Here is a 754-nt window from a genome sequence, read left to right as displayed (position 1 = left end):
AATTCCAATGCTTGGAACTGAGAAGACAGCGGAAGCTGTGGGCGTTGATAAGTCGCAGATCAGCAGGTGGAAGAGGGACTGGATTCCAAAGTTCTCAATGCTGCTTGCTGTTCTTGAATGGGGGGTCGTTGACGACGACATGGCTCGATTGGCGCGACAAGTTGCTGCGATTCTCACCAATAAAAAACGCCCGGCGGCAACCGAGCGTTCTGAACAAATCCAGATGGAGTTCTGAGGTCATTACTGGATCTATCAACAGGAGTCATTATGACAAATACAGCAAAAATACTCAACTTCGGCAGAGGTAACTTTGCCGGACAGGAGCGTAATGTGGCAGATCTCGATGATGGTTACGCCAGACTATCAAATATGCTGCTTGAGGCTTATTCGGGCGCAGATCTGACCAAGCGACAGTTTAAAGTGCTGCTTGCCATTCTGCGTAAAACCTATGGGTGGAATAAACCAATGGACAGAATCACCGATTCTCAACTTAGCGAGATTACAAAGTTACCTGTCAAACGGTGCAATGAAGCCAAGTTAGAACTCGTCAGAATGAATATTATCAAGCAGCAAGGCGGCATGTTTGGACCAAATAAAAACATCTCAGAATGGTGCATCCCTCAAAACGAGGGAAAATCCCCTAAAACGAGGGATAAAACATCCCTCAAATTGGGGGATTGCTATCCCTCAAAACAGGGGGACACAAAAGACACTATTACAAAAGAAAAAAGAAAAGATTATTCGTCAGAGAATT

At 45.2% G+C, this 754-nt stretch carries 2 protein-coding genes; both read left to right on the top strand.

Annotated elements, in window-relative coordinates; translation table 11 throughout:
• The first annotated feature begins 1 nt into the window (after position 1).
• Entirely contained in the window at positions 2–235 is a 234-nt protein-coding gene (locus tag ACP0KA_RS27855; protein ID WP_424632203.1) for a CII family transcriptional regulator, read from the top strand.
• A 32-nt stretch (positions 236–267) separates the two neighbouring features.
• Positions 268–754 (top strand): replication protein (locus ACP0KA_RS27850; protein ID WP_424632202.1); only part of this gene is annotated, 487 nt, incomplete at its 3' end.

Source organism: Bradyrhizobium sp. SYSU BS000235 (genome assembly GCF_049747295.1).
GTDB lineage: Bacteria > Pseudomonadota > Alphaproteobacteria > Rhizobiales > Xanthobacteraceae > Afipia.
Note: the sequence above shows the minus strand (reverse complement) of the source record. Positions and strands in the feature narration are given on the sequence as shown.